Origin of the sequence: Paraburkholderia sp. J67 (genome assembly GCF_905220265.1) — a bacterium.
Classification (GTDB): Bacteria; Pseudomonadota; Gammaproteobacteria; order Burkholderiales; family Burkholderiaceae; genus Paraburkholderia.
The window spans coordinates 1-764 of the sequence record NZ_CAJMZK010000086.1 but is presented as its reverse complement, the minus strand read 5'-3'; the positions used below and the strand labels follow the sequence as shown (position 1 = coordinate 764).

The 764-nt window shown below is 61.6% G+C and carries 2 protein-coding genes; both read right to left on the bottom strand.

Features of this window, described 5'->3' with window-relative positions; all coding sequences use genetic code 11:
* The coding region (locus U5782_RS41290; protein WP_322049627.1) for a muconolactone Delta-isomerase family protein at nt 1–206 on the bottom strand (206 nt) is incomplete at its 3' end.
* A 27-nt stretch (nt 207–233) separates the two neighbouring features.
* The coding region (locus tag U5782_RS41285; RefSeq protein WP_322049626.1) for an enolase C-terminal domain-like protein at nt 234–764 on the bottom strand (531 nt) is incomplete at its 5' end.

Genomic DNA, 764 nt, shown 5'->3' with positions numbered 1-764 from the left:
GTGAGAATGTCGTGCAGTTCCGTGTTGCTTTCCACGTCGAAGACGCTGTAGTTCGCGTATTCGCCGACCAGGCGCCAGATATGGCGCCACTTGCCGCTGCGCTGCAACTCCTGCGAATAGGCCTTTTCTCGCGCCTTGATCTCGTTGACGACTTCGGCGGGCAGATCAGCCGGGATGTTCACATCCATGCGTACGTGGAAAAGCATCGTCTCTATCCTGTTACGTGTTTCGACTTACTTGATGACTTTCTTCAGGCCATCGCGGGTGAAGCGCTCGATCTTCGCTTCGTCCAGCTCGATGCCCAGACCCGGGCCATCGGGAACGGTCAGCGCGAAATCGCTGTAATCGAGCGGCTTCGTGAGAATCTCTTCGGTAATCAGTAGTGGTCCGAACAATTCGGTGCCCCACTGCAGGTTCGCAAAGCTCGCGAACAGATGCGCAGAGGCCACCGTGCTGAATGCGCCTTCGAGCATGGTGCCGCCGTACAGTTCGATACCGGCGGCGTCCGCGATCGCGGCCACGCGTTGCGCCGCGAACAGGCCGCCGCTTTGCTCGATCTTGATGGCGAAGACATCCGCGCCGTTGTTCTTCGCGATCTCGAACGCGCTTTCGGGGCCTTGCAGGATCTCGTCGGCCATCAGCGCGACGGGGAAACGGCGCATGAGATGCGCGAGCGCCGCGGCGGAGGCCACCGGTTGTTCGACCAGTTCGCAGCCCGCATCGGCCAGCGCCGGGATCGCCCAGGCGGCCTGCGTCTCGCTCCA